12 protein-coding genes are annotated in these 14,132 nt (G+C 66.4%); 6 read left to right on the top strand and 6 right to left on the bottom strand.

Annotation, left to right across the window (positions count from 1 at the left end):
- Positions 1 to 14: 14 nt before the first annotated feature.
- The gene (locus tag QYR03_RS07845) at positions 15 to 761 is read right to left on the bottom strand and encodes a TSUP family transporter (protein WP_301712728.1); all 747 of its coding nucleotides are present in this window, start codon (positions 759 to 761) and stop codon (positions 15 to 17) included.
- A gap of 26 nt (positions 762 to 787) precedes the next feature.
- Here QYR03_RS07845 and QYR03_RS07850 point away from each other — a divergent pair, with 26 nt between their 5' ends.
- Positions 788 to 1,855, top strand: a complete 1,068-nt coding sequence (locus QYR03_RS07850) for an AbrB family transcriptional regulator (protein ID WP_301712727.1) — start codon at positions 788 to 790, stop codon at positions 1,853 to 1,855.
- A gap of 35 nt (positions 1,856 to 1,890) precedes the next feature.
- Here QYR03_RS07850 and QYR03_RS07855 read toward each other — a convergent pair whose 3' ends face one another.
- A complete protein-coding gene (locus tag QYR03_RS07855) occupies positions 1,891 to 3,543 on the bottom strand; it encodes a DUF885 domain-containing protein (RefSeq protein ID WP_301712726.1) in 1,653 nt (550 codons plus the stop codon).
- Positions 3,544 to 3,662: 119 nt separating this feature from the next.
- Between QYR03_RS07855 and QYR03_RS07860 the strand changes: the two genes are divergently transcribed.
- A complete protein-coding gene (locus tag QYR03_RS07860; protein ID WP_259849159.1) occupies positions 3,663 to 4,742 on the top strand; it encodes an ROK family protein in 1,080 nt (359 codons plus the stop codon).
- A 24-nt stretch (positions 4,743 to 4,766) separates the two neighbouring features.
- Here the strand turns inward: QYR03_RS07860 and QYR03_RS07865 are convergent, their stop codons facing one another.
- From QYR03_RS07865 to amn, 3 genes are all read right to left on the bottom strand, one after another.
- Positions 4,767 to 6,059, bottom strand: coding sequence for a glycosyltransferase 87 family protein (locus tag QYR03_RS07865; RefSeq protein ID WP_301712725.1), 1,293 nt, complete (start codon positions 6,057 to 6,059; stop codon positions 4,767 to 4,769).
- A gap of 90 nt (positions 6,060 to 6,149) precedes the next feature.
- A complete protein-coding gene (locus QYR03_RS07870) occupies positions 6,150 to 7,097 on the bottom strand; it encodes a Sir2 family NAD-dependent protein deacetylase (protein ID WP_301712724.1) in 948 nt (315 codons plus the stop codon).
- Between the two features lie 14 nt (positions 7,098 to 7,111).
- Positions 7,112 to 8,494 carry an AMP nucleosidase gene (gene amn / locus QYR03_RS07875; protein WP_301712723.1) on the bottom strand — a complete coding sequence of 461 codons (1,383 nt, stop codon included), beginning with the start codon at positions 8,492 to 8,494 and terminating at the stop codon, positions 7,112 to 7,114.
- Positions 8,495 to 8,544: 50 nt separating this feature from the next.
- On the opposite strand from amn, the gene QYR03_RS07880 reads away from it, so the two are divergent.
- The 4 genes from QYR03_RS07880 (at position 8,545) to QYR03_RS07895 (ending at position 12,778) form a co-directional block, all read left to right on the top strand.
- Positions 8,545 to 9,498, top strand: a complete 954-nt coding sequence (locus tag QYR03_RS07880) for a hypothetical protein (RefSeq protein WP_301712722.1) — start codon at positions 8,545 to 8,547, stop codon at positions 9,496 to 9,498.
- A 78-nt stretch (positions 9,499 to 9,576) separates the two neighbouring features.
- Positions 9,577 to 10,926: a M20/M25/M40 family metallo-hydrolase gene (locus QYR03_RS07885; RefSeq protein WP_301712721.1), complete on the top strand. Its 1,350-nt coding sequence runs from the start codon at positions 9,577 to 9,579 to the stop codon at positions 10,924 to 10,926.
- A 56-nt stretch (positions 10,927 to 10,982) separates the two neighbouring features.
- Positions 10,983 to 12,485 (top strand): succinic semialdehyde dehydrogenase, encoded by a 1,503-nt coding sequence (locus QYR03_RS07890; RefSeq protein ID WP_301712720.1) that lies wholly within the window; start codon positions 10,983 to 10,985, stop codon positions 12,483 to 12,485.
- Between the two features lie 125 nt (positions 12,486 to 12,610).
- Entirely contained in the window at positions 12,611 to 12,778 is a 168-nt protein-coding gene (locus QYR03_RS07895) for a hypothetical protein (protein WP_301712719.1), read from the top strand.
- Here the strand turns inward: QYR03_RS07895 and QYR03_RS07900 are convergent.
- Positions 12,760 to 13,935, bottom strand: a complete 1,176-nt coding sequence (locus QYR03_RS07900; protein ID WP_301712718.1) for an alpha-amylase family protein — start codon at positions 13,933 to 13,935, stop codon at positions 12,760 to 12,762. The genes QYR03_RS07895 and QYR03_RS07900 overlap by 19 nt on opposite strands.
- Between the last annotated feature and the right edge of the window lie 197 nt (positions 13,936 to 14,132).

Genomic DNA, 14,132 nt, shown 5'->3' on the forward strand with positions numbered 1-14,132 from the left:
GCGTCAGGTCCCGCCTAAAGTTGGAACGCGAGGTACGTCGACAGCACAACCACCAGCGTGAGCAGGGCGTACCGCACGAGTTTCGCGCCGCCGCCGAGCACGGTGCGCGCCCCGAACTGCGCGCCGGCGACATTCGCCACGGCGAGCGCGAGAGCCAGCGGCCAGTCCACGAAGCCGGCGGAGATGAACACCACTAGGGCACCAATATTCGTCGCGCTATTCACCACCTTCGACATGGCGGCCGACCGGAGGAAATTCTGGGCGAACAGCGCCGTGAACCCCATGATCAGGAACATTCCGGTGCCGGGGCCGAAAGTACCGTCATAAAACCCGACCGCTGCGGCCAGCAGCGCGGCAGCGGCGGTGCGGCCGCGCGTCAACCGGGGCCTGTTGTCGGTGTCCCCCGTCCCGAACTCCGGCTTCACCGCCACGAATACCCCCACGGCGATGAGAAGGCAGAGGATGAGGGGGCGGAGGAGGGCGGCGTCGACACGCGACGCGACGAGCGCACCAGCCGCAGACAGCACCCCCGCGGTCACTGCGTAGACCCAGGTGACCCGGGGAACGCCGACTCGCCGGACAAGCGTGACCGCCGCGGATGCGGTGCCCGACACCGCCGCGATCTTATTCGTCGCCAGGATCGCCGCCGGCGGCATGGGCGTGCCCGCCATGAGCACGGGAATGAGGATCAAGCCACCACCCCCAATGACTGCGTCGACCCAGCCCGCGAGCGCCGCCGCCGCAATCAGGATCACCCACATAGGCACTCACGCTACTATGACCAACCGTGGAACAACGCAGCCGATGGATGATTGTCGCGCCGCTTTCGGTGCTCGTCGGATACGTGCTCGCACGGCTCCACGTGCCCGCCGCCTGGATCTTGGGCGCGATCGTGGTGTCGGGGTTTTCCGCTCTGGGCACCGGCCGCGAGCTGAAGGTGAACGCGAAGTTCTACAACTTCTGCCGCGGGATCATCGGCGTTCTCGCCGCTGTCCCCCTCGCGGGGGTGCCGCCCGCGGAATTGCTGCACTACCTGCTGCCCGGCCTCGCGTCGGCGGCGGTGATCATCGGCATCGGCTTCGTCGGCGGGCTCTCGCTCGCGCAGTACGCGGGACGTAAAAGCCGCGGTAGCGAACTAACTGTCAGCCGCGAGACGGGCGTGCTGTCGATGCTTTCCGGCGGCGCGTCGATCATGATGACGCTTGCTGACGAACTCGGCGCCGACATGCGCTACGTCGCCCTCACCCAGTACCTGCGCCTGCTGGCGGTGTCAATGACCCTGCCCCTGGTCGCGTCGTTTTTGACCCATCCCGGCGACAACCACTCCGACGGGCTGGAGGTGACCTGGTGGATGTGGCTGCTCGTCATCGCCATCGCCCTGATCGGTGTGCCCATCGCCCGGAAGGTCCACCTGCCAGCGCCCGCCGTGTTCGGGCCGTTGATCCTCACCGCGGTGATCGCGACGCTGCTGCCTGTGCCGATCGTGCCGCCGGAACCCCTGGCGGTCGTGGCGTTCATGTCCATCGGCTGGGCGTGCGGCGGCGGACTCTCGGTGCCCGCATTGAAACGGTTCGCGCGTCTGCTGCCCGCCACCATCACGTTCATCGTGGTGGTCATGGCGTCGTGCGCGATGATGGGCTTCGTCGTGGCGAAATGGCTGGGCATCACCTTCTTCGAGGGCTACCTCGCCACCAGTCCCGGCGCGATCGAGACCGTCTTGGCTCTCTCGTCGGAGGGCGGGGGCGGCCCCGCCGTCGTGGCGCTGCAGTTGATCCGCCTGATCTGCATCCTCATCTTTGCGGGGTCGCTGCCGAAAATTCTGCACGCGATGGACCGCCGGAAGGACGCGGGCTAACCGCGCGATCTAGTCGCGCAGTCTAGTCGCACGATCTAGTCGCGTAACACCTCGCGGGCGAGCATGTCCATCGGCATGGAACCCAAGCGCAGGGCTTTGTCGTGGAATTCACGCAGGGTCATGCCCTTCTCGCAGGCCTTGGCGCGCAGGTCCATCCAGTCGCGGTAGCCGAGGGCATAGGACGTGGCCTGGCCGGGCCAGCCCATGTAGCGGTCGAGCTCGAAGCCCAGGTTCTGCTCGTTCATGGCCGTGTTGTCGCGCAGGAATGCCTTGGCGTAGGAGGCGTCCCAATGGCCGGTGCCATCCGGGGTCTTCTTGCGCAGGTGCACGCCGATGTCCACAGCCACGCGGGCGAAGCGCATGCGCAGAGAGTCGAGCAGACCCATGCGGTAGCCGAGGTCGTCGAAGAAACCGAGGTCCTCCATGAGGGTCTCGGCGTAGACAGCCCAGCCTTCACCGTGGGCGGCGTTCCAGTTCAGAGTGCGGCGCCACAGGTTGAGTGTGCTGCGCTGGGTCATGGCGATGCCCTGCTGCACGTGGTGGCCGGGCACGCCTTCGTGGCAGATGCGGGCGAGCTCGTGCCAAGCATGGAAGCCGTCTTGCCCCTGCGGCACGGACCACCACAAAATGCCGGGACGCAGCAGGTCCTCCGACGGCGGCGTGTACATCATTCCGCCGGTGCCGGCGGCGTCGACGCGGCAGTCGAGGCTGCGCACCTCCTCCGGCAGGGTGAACATCTCGCCGTCGAGGCGGTCGATCATCTGGTCGGAGACCCTCTGCATCCATTCGACGAGCTGGTCGTTGTCGGTGAGGGTGTAGTCGGGGTCTCCGTCGAGGCGTCGGTAAGCGCCGCGCGCCGTGCACTCCTCGCTGAAGAGCTCGCGGGCGACCTTCTGCTGCTTCTCGACGATCCCCGCCAGCGCATCCAGCGACCAGTTGTACGCCTCATCCAGGTCGATCTCGCGGCCGAGGAAGAACTGCGAGAACAGCTCGTAGCGTTCGCGCCCGACAGCATCCTCGTGAGAGGCCAGCGGTGCGAGCTCGGTCGACAGCCAATCGGCCATCTCGGCGAACGCGTTCTTCGCGCTAGCGACCGGCTCGGAATCGACGGCGAGGCCCATGGACTCCAGGAGAGAGCCGTCCTCGGCGAGCGCCTCGCACTGGCTGATCACAGCGTCGATCTGGCGTTGCGACGCCACATCGCCCTGCCCCGCCGCCTCCGCCAGCGATTCGCGGTACCCCGCCAACGAGCGCCGCACGCACAGCATGCGCTCCGCCAAGTTGTGGAGGTCCTCCTCGGTGTCCTTCGGCATGACCGTCAGTGCGTTGCGGATGATCTGCACCGGGCAGGTGACGTTGTTCAGCATGCGCAAGTTCTCGCCCCGGTGGTGGAGGTCGAGCTCCACCACCATGCGGTCGCGCAGGATTTCACCGGTGACGTAGTCGACCTCGTCGAAATCGTCTTCGTCGTCGGAGGCGTCGGTGCCGTCGTGAAGCGCGTCGACGTCCGCGATGAGGTCGCGGATGCGGTCGGCGACGTCGTTCCAGTGCTCCGGGCTGAAGTCCTGCAGCTGGTCGTCGTGACCCGGGATACCGAGCTCCGTGGCGAGCGTCGGCGACAGCTCCGCGAGGTCGTAGACGAAGTCCTCGCACGTCGCGTCAAGGAGCGATGGGGCGCGTTCACTCATGAGTGCAGAGTCTAACCCCGTAGAGGTAGTTTCCGCATACGCGAAAAATAGTCCGCTTGGTACGCTCTTTCGAGCCCCGAATGGACAACATTGTCTAGTCTCGTTCTAGAATGAATGTTATGAAATCCTCGTGGTCTGCGTTTTCACGCCCCCAAAACCCTGCCGCGAAGTGTCTGCACCTGGTGAGATTGAACCCGGTGACATCGAGAAGCGAGCTTGTCACCGCGACCGGCTTGTCGCAGCCCACCGTCACACGCGCCATCGCCGCCCTCATATCCGCCGGCTATGTCACTGAGCGAATGGACCTGTCGAAGTCGAAGGGCCGCGGACGCCCCATCATCCCCCTCGAGCTCTCCGACTTGGAGCCCGTCTTCGCCGGCATCTCCGTGGGCACGACCGCGACGTACATCGCGCTGTTCGACATCAAGGGGCGCACCATCCGCGACCTCGACGTGGACGTGCCCGTCGCCGATCTCAGCCAGGACGACTTCATCCAGCACATCATGGCGGGCCTCAACCGCATCATGGCGGACCTCGCACGCCCCCTGGCCACCGTCGGAGTGACCACCTCCGGCGCCGTCAGCCCCGACGGCGTGGTCAACGCGCCGAACCTCGGGTGGCGCGACGCGAATATCGCCGCGCAGCTCAACGAGCAGTTCTCGGTGCCCGTCACCGTCTCCTCCGCCGTCGCCGCGATCATCGGCTCCGAAATCCAGTCCGGCGACATCATCGGGGATGCCCCCATCATGGCGATTTTCGCCGACGATTCCATCGGCGCGTCCGTCACAGCCGACAAGCGCGTCGTGCCCATCGCCGTCGACCGCGGGGACCTCACCACGCAGGGTCTCCTCGACCAGATCGGCAGCGGCGGGCAATCGCTTAACGACGCCATCTCCCTCTCCCGCACCGACCCCTCCATCCGCGAAGCCCTGGACCGCCGCGCCGGGGGCCTGGGCGAAGTCGCAGCGCAACTGATGGCCGAGCACGGCGCCACCACCCTGGTCGTCGCCGGTTCCGCCTTCATCGACGACCCGAAAGCACCCGCCATCTTCGCCCGCACCGTGCGCCACACGCTTGCCGACGGCACCGACGCCAGCCTCCGCATGATCCCCACCCACCGCGAAATGGTGCGCGATATCGCCCGCGCCGTGGCCCTGGACCTCGTGCTGCGGGAACCCCTCGGAGTGACGCTACCCTAGCGCCGCTGCCTTAGGTCAGCTGCGCTAACCCAGCTGCCCTAGCCGTTCCGCGCGCTGGAAACGCAGCCAGTCCTTCTGCTCGCGCAGCCAGCGCCGGCGGGAGAGGATCTCCTTCTTGCGGAGCTCCAAAAGCGCATACAGGATGAACCCGGCCAGGAACGCTACCGCGCCGGGCACGTACATCCAGGTGAAGCCGCGCTCCGGGTGGTACTCCCACAGCAGTCCGGCACCGACATTCGCCGCGACAAAAGGAGCGCACACGGCGATCATCGCGCCGACGGAGAGCAACCCCGCGAACTGCCAGCGCACCGGGTTACCGTCGGCGAACCGGGCGGCGGCGCCGTTCGCCGCGGCGAAAACAGCCACACCAACGGGCACAATCCACACCCAGTGGTGGTACCAGGTGAACGGGGAGACCAGGCACGCACCATAGCCGGTCACGCCGACAGCGACGGGCATGCAGTCCAGACGCACCGCCAACCAGGCGGCGAAAGCGCACACGACGACAGCGGCGAGCAGCAGCAACAGCCATGTCGAGTCGGACTCGATACCGAGATTGCGCACGAGCACCGACTTCAGGGACTGGGCGCCCGGGTTGAGGTGGTCGCCGACGCGGCTGGATTTGAAGATGGCGTCGGTCCAGAACGCCTTGGCATCGGGCACCACGACGAAGCCGAGCAGCACCGTGACCAGGAATGTGAGGAAGCTGCCGGCCGCGGCCCACCACCGCCGCTGGATGAGGAAGAGGATCCCGAAAAAGGCCGGTGTCAGCTTCACCCCGGCGGCCAGCCCCACACCGATGCCGGGCAGGCGGTATTTGAGCGGCAGGAAATCGAGGCACACGAGCAGCATGAGCACGACGTTGATCTGCCCCCAGAACAGTGTCGCGTGCAAAGGCTCAGTCCCGAACAGGAAGAACGCGGCGAGGAGCGGCAGGATGAGCAGGAACGACATGGGGTTGACGTCGATGCGCATGCGCCGCAGGCACAGCCAGACCACCACGATGACACTGGCGGCGGTGGTGGTGTGCCAGATGGCGGTGACGGAGGCGTCGTCGAGCGCGCTCACCCACGCGAAGATGATGCCGGCGAACGGCGGGTAGGTGAACGGCAAGTCGTTGAAAATATTGCCTTCGTACAGGTTGGCGCCGGCGGTGACGCGCTCCCCTCCGCGCATGTAGATCCACAGGTCGAGGGGAATGTCGGTGTGGAACACATTGTTGAGGTTCAGCGGGTTGACCAGGTACCGCGACACGATCAGAACCACAAGCACGCCAAGGCTCGCGATCACGGTCGTTCGTCCCGCCAGTTGTTTCACCCCCTGAACGGTACCCGCGGGGTAGCGGGTTTGCGGGGCCGCAACGCCCGACGGGGGCGATCGGCAGGGGGCGCGGCGCTACACAGGGCGCTACAGCTCGAGGGCGTCGAGCACCGCGTCGAGGGCCTCGCCGACGCCGGTGCGCCACAGGGCGGCGGCTTTAGTGTCCGCGCGCCCGGGCCCGCCGTTGATCACAGCGACGGGTTTACCGGCGGCCCGCGCGTCGAGCACCAGCCGGTACCCGCTCATCACCGCCAGGGAGGTGCCCACGGCAATCAGGGACGTCGACGCCTCCAGCCACTTCCCGGCCGCTTCTCGGCGCCCCCTCGGCACATTCTCCCCGAAGTACACCACGTCCGGTTTCATGCGCCATCCCCCGCACTGCGCGCACTTGACCATGGTGAATGCCTGCACCGCCTCCTCGGGCAGTTCGACGTCGCCGTCGGGGTTGATCATGGACTCGTCCACCAGGACTGTTTGCAGGTAGCCGGGGTTGGCGGCATTGAGCCGGGCGTCGAAAAGCGTTCTGTTTTCGCGCGCGCCGCAATCGAGGCAGACGACGTGCTCCATGTCCCCGTGGAGCGCAATGACGTTGCGGGAGCCGGCCGCCAGGTGGAGCCCGTCGACATTCTGCGTGATGATGCCGCTGATCAGCCCGGCGCGCTCCAGCTCCACGAGAGCGTAGTGCGCGCGGTTGGGCGACGTCGCGCGCATCTGGCGGATGCCCACGAACGCGCGGGCCCAATAACGGCGCACCGCGGACGGAGAGTGCGAGAACTCCTGGTACGTCATCGGGCGGCCCTTGGACAGGCGGCCGCCTGGGGAGCGGTAATCGGGGATGCCGGACTCCGTGGACACGCCCGCGCCAGTGATAACCAGCGCGGGACCGTTGCGCAGAAGGGCGACGATGTCGGCGAGCGCCTGTTCCGGCGGTGTCGGCTCCGCAGTCTCATGCACCACCCGCTCGATGGAGCGGATCGCGCTGCGGTGGGCGAGTTCGACGGCCGGATCGGTGAATTCCGGTTCGGGGAAGGCCATGTGCGTCACCCGCGCTACCGGAACGGAACTTCGCCCTGCGCGCGGCGCAGTTTGCGGGTGCGCAGGCGCTCGGGGTTCTTGGCCAGGCGCTCCATGGTGCGCACCGCGCACATCACGTGGGCTTCCTTGGAATTGGAGTAGAAGGCCTGCGCGGCGGCCGGCAGCTTCGGCACGGCATGCAGAGGCAGGTCGGACACGGCGAGCAGGGTCCCGTACGGGACGCGGTAGCGGTAACCGTTCGCCGCGATGGTGGACGACTCCATGTCCACCGCTGCCGCCGTGGAATTGCGCAGCCACTCCCACAGGTCGCGCGGCGCCTGCCACTCCCAGTTTCGGTCGTCAGTGGACAGGACTGTTCCGGTGCGCATGAGGGACTGCTCTTCCTCCCCGTAGATCTTCTTCACGGATTTCTCCAACGTGCGCTGGATTTCCGGCACCGCGGGGATCGGGGTCTCGGGGTCGATGTGGCTGTGCAGCACGTGATCACGGCGCTCGTAGGCGTTGCCCAGGATGAGGTCGCCGATGCGCATGCGGGCATCCAAGCCGGCACAGTGGCCGATCATGATCCAGCACTCGGGGCGCAGCACAGCAAGGCAGTCCGTGATCGTCTTCGCGTTCGACGGACCGACGCCGATATTGATCATGGTCACGCCGTTGTTCCCGTCGGCCACGAGGTCGAAGCGCGGCATCTGGTACTTCGAGGCGAGGTCCATGGCCAAAGCGTCGACGCCGTCGACATCTCCGCGCTCGATCCGCGTGCCGTTGGGAAGGACGAGGGCGTGGTAGCGCGTGGTGTCGTCGGCAAGCTGGCTCAGCCCGAATTTCACGAACTCGCGCGTGTGCATCTCGTAGTTGGTGAACAGGATGAATTTCTGCACCGAGTCGACTTCGATGCCGGTGTAGTGCTCGATGCGGGCGCACGCGATGTCGAAACGCTGCGGGCCGAAGTGGAACAGGGGTTTCTCGGGGCCGTGGAAGGCGTCCCAGTCGCCGTCGATGATCGCATCGTGGACGTCGTCGAGCGTGGGGCGCGGCGCCGTCGCGTTCGATCCGCGCTGTGCGCCGCGGATGTACTCGGGTGCGATCCCGATGTCGGAGTACCCGACGGAGATCTCGGCGTCGTAGTTCTCCGTCAGGCAGCGCAGCTGGTGGCGGAGGTAGCCCGACATCAGGTCCGGGCGCGACACCGCCGCGGAGTACACGCCCGCCTCATCGACGTAGCCGAAGGGTTCGGAGCGGTCGATCGGCTTCCATTCCTTGATCTCCACGGCGATCTTCGGGTAACGCACCTGCGAGTAATCCCCTCCGTCGCGCGCAATATCGCAGGCAGCGGAGTAAAGCTCGATCAGCTTATCGACGGCCCCGTCAACGCTTCCCACAACCTCTAACGCTCCCATGCGCCCAACCCTACTGAAACCCCGAAACCGACGGGCTAAAGTGCAATGCTGTGACCCACCCCTCCAAACGGAAGCTCCGCCTCGCCGCGGTGCTGTGCCTGCTGCCCCTGGCTGTGACTTCGTGCTCCGAGAAATCTTCCGGCCCCGAGCCCACTCAAGCTCCCGCCGCGTCAGACTCCAGCGCGCCCGACGTTCCCGCTGCAGGCCTCACCCTCGACGGCCTCGAGGAGAAAATCGCCGCAATCGAAGAGAAGACCAATACCCAAGCGAGCTTCTCGCTTTTCGACGGCACCACCGCCACCAACGCCGGCTCCGGCGGCACCCTGCCCGCGTGGTCCACCATCAAGGTGCCCATTGCCCTGTCCGCCTGGGAGCACTGCGAAGACAAGGAGTTCGTCAGAGAGCAGACCACCGCCGCCATCGAGTGGTCCGACAACGACGCCGCCTACGCCCTGTGGCGCTGCCTGGGCTCCGACGAGGAAGCCAGCCAGATCGTCGGCGACGAAATCGCTTCCGCTGGGGTGTCGGTGCACGTGGAACCCGCCTTCGGCACCACCTCCTGGCCCACCCCCGCACAGGCCCGCTACGCCCAGCACCTGGTGACCGTTCCGGCCGACAACCCCGTCATCCAGGAGATGCACAAAATCGACGCCGAGCACAGCTACGGCCTAGGCACCATCGCTGATCTGCCGTTCAAAGGCGGTTGGTCCGATGCCCCGGATGCGTCCTTCCACGTCCGTCAGCTCGGCTTCTTCACTATCGACGGCACCGACTACGGTGTCGCCATCGCCGCCCGCTCCATCCTCGGCTCCGAGCAGGACTGCCAGGACGCCCTGACAGAGCTGGCCGCCCTGCTCGCCGATTCCTCCAGGCAGCTGCACCTGAAGAGCGGGCAGCCCGCCGAGCAAGACCTCGCGCAGAGCCCGCAGTCCGCACCCGAGCTGCCGCAGGGCTCCGAGCTGCCGCACATGCCCGACATGCCTGCGATGACCTGGAAGCCCTAATCCCCCTCCTCCCCCGAGGAGTAGAACGGGGATGACGGATAACAGACGGATGAACAAGCGACTGGGAGGACTGCATCCATGACTCTCGAAGAAACAACTATCGACCTGCTGAAGCAGCTGATCCGCAACGCATGCGTCAACGACCTCACCGCCGACTCCGGTGAAGAGGTCCGCAACGCGGAGACCCTCGAAGAGTTCTTCGCGGGCACTGATGTGCAGGTCCGCCGCTTCGAGCCCCACCCCGGTCGCGTCTCCGTCGCTTTCACCATCCCCGGTAGCGAGCCGTCCGCCGAACCTCTGACCCTCCTCGGACATACCGATGTCGTTCCCGTCGACGAGGACAAATGGACGCAGAAGCCTTTCGGTGCCGAGGTCGTCCAATCCGAGGACGGTGCCCGCATTTACGGCCGCGGTGCCACCGACATGCTCTTCATCACCGCCGCAATGGCAGCGGTGACCAGGGAAGTCGCCGTCGCCGCGCAGAACGGCACCCCGCCGCGCGGCACCCTCACCTTCGTGGCCTGCGCCGACGAGGAAGCCCGCGGAGGACTGGGCGCGGGGTGGATGGCCGAGAACGAACCCGAAGCGTTCAGCTGGCGCAACTGCCTGTCCGAAACCGGCGGCTCGCACATCCCGGTCCAGGACGAAGACGCGGATGCCGACGCACTCGTGGTGGTCGTCGGGGAGAAGGGCGCAGCGCAGCGCCGCATCACCATCCACGGGGATGCCGGCCACGGGTCAGCCCCCTACGGCCGGGAGCTCACCGTCGGGCTCATCGGCGAAGTCGCGCGACGTCTCGCCGCAATCGAACCAGACGTCAAATCCGACGACCTCTGGCAGGGCTACGTCCGCTCCTTCCGCTTCGACCCGGAGACCGAAGCGGCGCTCATCGCCGGTGGGAACTACGAGGCTTTCGGCCCGCTGGCCCGCTACTCGCACGCCATGAGCCACCTCACCGTCTCCCCCACCGTGCTCCGCGCCGGCGGCGCCATCAATGTGCTTCCCTCCACGGCATACGTGGAGCTCGACATTAGGCCGTTGCCGGGGCAGGAACAGGGGGACGTCGATAAGCTCTTGCTCGATTCCCTCGGCGACCTGGCCGAACGCGTCGAGATCGAGCACCTGATCACCGAAGATGCGACCGTCTCCCCCGCGTCCGGGCCGCTTTACGACGCTATCGTCGACACCTTCCACGAGTTCTTCCCCCACGCCGATGTCGTGCCCACCATCGCAGCCGGCGGCTCCGACCTCCGCTTCGGGCGGCGCCTCGGCGGAGTCGGCTACGGCTTCGCCCTCCACGCCGCCGGACGCGGGTTTGGCGAGGTGCTCGACCAACTCCACTCCCACGACGAATTCGTCCACGTCGAGGATGTCGAGCTGACCGCGCGCGCGTACCGCAGCCTTGTGCGGCGCTTCCTGGTCGTTTGATTTTTCTTACCAAACCACATGTGCGGCACCCCCGCTGTGCACTATCTTTGTGGGGTATGACGACGCAGCTGACCCAGGAAAACTCGACCAAGACCATCAAGAACCCAGCTGACGGATCCATCGTCGGCACGACCAACTACCACTCCGCGGACACCGCCCGCGAATACATCCAGCGTGCCCGCGCCAAGCAGCCCGAATGGGCCGCCACCCCCGTCAAAGAGCGCAAGAAGATCATGCTGCGCTACCACGACCTCGTGCTCAAGCACCAAAAAGAGCTTCTCGACCTCATCCAGGACGAGAACGGCAAAAACCGCCGCTCCGCCTTCGAGGAAGTGCTCGACAGCGCCCTGACCGCTCGCCACTACGCGTACCGAGCCGGCAAGCTGCTCAAGGACGAACGCGCCAAGGTCGCGCTTCCGATCGCGACGAAAACCCGTGTCGAGCACGCCCCCGTCGGCGTGGTGGGCATCATCGCGCCGTGGAACTACCCGCTGGTGCTCAGCCTTTCCGACGCCATCCCCGCCATGCTCGCCGGCAACACCGTGGTGCTCAAGCCCGACTCCTCCACCCCGCTGACTGCACTACGCGCCGCCGAACTCTTCGCTGAGGCCGGCCTGCCGAAGGATGTCCTCAACGTCGTTCCGGGCTCCGGCCGCGAAGTCGGGCAGCTGCTCGTGCAGGAGACCGACTACCTCATGTTCACCGGCTCCTCCGCCACCGGCGCGAAGCTGGCCGCGCAGGCCGGTGAACGCCTCATCGGCTTCTCCGGTGAACTCGGTGGCAAGAACCCGCTCATCGTCACCGCCGATGCCGACGTGGACAAGGTCGTCAGCGGCATCCGCCACGCCTGCTTCTCCAACACGGGCCAGCTGTGCATTTCCATCGAGCGCATGTACGTCCACCGCGACGTGGCGGATGAGTTCATTCCGGCGTTCGTGCGCTGCGTCGAGAAGATGCGCATCGGCGGCGGCCACGACTGGAACATCGACATGGGTTCCCTCATCAGCGAGGACCAGGCTGACACTGTCGCCGAATTCGTCGAGGACGCCGTGGCCAAGGGCGCGACCGTCGCCACCGGCGGGAAGCGGCTGCCCAACCTCGGGCCAGCCTTCTACGCCCCGACCGTGCTGCTCAACGTTCCCGAAGACGCGAAGCTGTACCGCGACGAGGTCTTCGGCCCCGTCGTCTACATCGAGGTCGTCGACTCCCACGAGGAAGCCATCCGGAAAGCCAACGACACCGAGTACGGCCTGAACGCCTCCGTTTTCGGCAAGCCGTCCACCGCCCAGGAGATCGCTTCCCAATTGCAGGCGGGCACCGTGAACATCAACGAGGGCTACGGCGCTGGCTGGTCCTCCATCGGTGCACCCATGGGCGGCTGGAAGCGCTCCGGTGTCGGCCGTCGCCATGGCGACGGCGGTCTGCTCAAGTACACCGAGTCCCGCACCGTCTCCGAACAGCGCATTGTTCCCATCGCCGGGCCCGACGGCCTCGCGCCCGAGAAATGGGCGCAGGCGCTGACCTTCGCCCTGAAGTACGGACGCGAACTCATGCGCTAAACCTGTTCGCCTCCGCTATCCGGCCGGATTTTTCTTGCCTCATGTTTTCGGGCGTGCTTGATCGGCGGTCCTGCGTGGTGTTTCGCGGGATCGCCGTATCAGCAGTCGAGCGGTCCGGCAACCCCATGACAAGCCAGCTTGGCGACGCACGGGATGCCGTCGTGGAAAGCCTCTCCGCGGCCTTCGACGAGTCGGCTGCGTGGTCGATCGGTTTCTCGGCGCTCTTCCTGGTGTCGAGTCAGGACCCCACCCGTGCGGGGTGCGGGGTGCGGGGTCAGGGCACCCACTCGTAGAGCGTCTCGTCGGCGGAGCGGATGCGGATACCGGGGGCGGGGTTGAGCCAGGCGTCGATAAGCAAATGCTCGGTGCCGTTGAAGACGCGGTAGCTGATTGTCTCGTTGGTTTTGTCGAGGACCTCAATGTCGGCGTGGGTGAGCCACGGGTGGCGGCGGCGCAGACCAATGAGGGCTTGGTGCTCGCGGAAGATCCAGACGCCGAGCTCGGAAAGCTCGTCAGGCGTCGCGGGCAGGGGCGGGCGGACGGCATCGTCTGCGCTGAAGCCTTCACCGCGGATGCCTTCAAAGCCTTGTTCGTCGCCGTAGTAGATGCTGGGCATGCCTGGCAGCGTCAGCAGGATCGCGAGGGCCAGGATCGACTTGTCCTGACCGACTTTGCTGGCGATGCGGTCGACGTCGTGGTTACCGATGAAGGTGTTGGTGAGCAGCCCGCGGGAGATATCGCGGTGGCGGGACAGGGCGTGGTCGAGTTCCCAGAAGTTGGCGTCGTGAAGCGAGCTCCAGATGGCTTTCCACAGCTCGTACTGGGTGACGGCATCGAGGGTGCCGTCATGGGCGATTTGGGCGTAGTCGCCGTGGATGACCTCACCGAGGAAGAGGGCATCGGGGTATTCGGCGCGCACCCGGGCGAGCACGTCGGACCAGAAGGCAGGCGGGACGGAGTAGGCGACATCGAGACGCCACCCGGCGATGCCGCGGGCCAGCCAGAACTTCATGATGTCGGCGACCATCTCCTTGACGCGCTCGTCATCGTGGTGGAGCGTGGCCAGTTCGTCGTGCCCCTCCCAGTTGGTGTTGCCGGCGAGCCCCTCGGCGACGGCGGGGTGGGTCGCGGCGACGTGGTTGAATACTCCGTCGAGCATCACTGTGATGCCGCGCGTGCGGCAGGCGTCCATGAGCCAGTCGAAGTCCTCGTTGGTGCCCAGACGGGAGTCGATGCGGTAGTGGTCGAGTGTGTCGTAACCGTGCCCGACGGACTCGAAGATGGGGGCGAGCAGCAGGCCGTCGCAGCCGAGTTCGATGAGGTAGTCGAGCCACGGCTCGAGGGAGCGGAGGCGCGGCGCGGCGTCGGCGCCCTCATCACCACGGTCGCGGATCGGGGCGCCGGTGGCGCCGAGGGGGTAGATGTGCCACCAGATCGTGCTGTCGAGCATGATTCCTCCTGCCTGTAGCTGTATCGAAGCCGCGCTTTGCCCGGCTCAATAACGGCATCGACGTGTTCCACCTCGATGTTAGTGCTCTCCCCGGGGTGGCTTGGGCGCGCTCGGGGCTAGTCCCCGCGGTTGATGAGCGGCTCGAGGCGTTGACGGATCCGGTTGTGCCAGTGCTCGGCGGACTCTTCCAGATTGGG

This window comes from Corynebacterium sp. P4-C1 (assembly GCF_030503595.1).
Taxonomy (GTDB): domain Bacteria; phylum Actinomycetota; class Actinomycetes; order Mycobacteriales; family Mycobacteriaceae; genus Corynebacterium.